Source organism: Lactobacillus nasalidis (genome assembly GCF_016587775.1).
GTDB lineage: Bacteria > Bacillota > Bacilli > Lactobacillales > Lactobacillaceae > Lactobacillus > Lactobacillus nasalidis.
Map to the genome: position 1 here is coordinate 1 of NZ_BOCG01000465.1, position 461 is coordinate 461.

Here is a 461-nt window from a genome sequence, read left to right on the forward strand (position 1 = left end):
GCCGGCCACGACCGCCTTGCCCAGCAGGTCGGCCTGCTGGCTGGCCAGCATCAGGGTGACCAGGCCGCCGGAGTCATAGCCGAAGACATAAGGCTTCTCCAGGCCCAGCTCCTTGATGAAGACCGCCAGGTCTTCCACTTCCGTCTGGTAGTGCTCGGCCCCGTCGCCGCTTAAGCCATGCCCCCGCATGTCCAGGCTGTAGACCGTGTAGTATAAAGACAGAGGAGCGATCACCTTGCTGTACATCCCCCCGTCCAAGTGGTGGCCGTGCAGGAGAATCAGCGGATGGCCCTGACCGAGCTTCTGATAGTAAAGATCGACTCCGTTAACTTTGATGATCATCTTTGATCCTTTCCCTTACATAATTGCCCGTGTATTCCCGGCCCTCATAAGGCCGTCGGCTGGTCAGCCGGCGGCGCAGGTGCTTGAAGATGCTGCCGTAAATCGAGACGTTGGCCGCC

General features: G+C 59.7%; 1 protein-coding gene. It reads right to left on the reverse strand.

What is annotated here, in order from left to right:
- Nucleotides 1-342, reverse strand: a 342-nt coding sequence (locus tag lacNas_RS08835; protein ID WP_201346787.1) for an alpha/beta fold hydrolase, incomplete at its 3' end; no start/stop codon positions are given.
- Nucleotides 343-461: the final 119 nt, after the last annotated feature.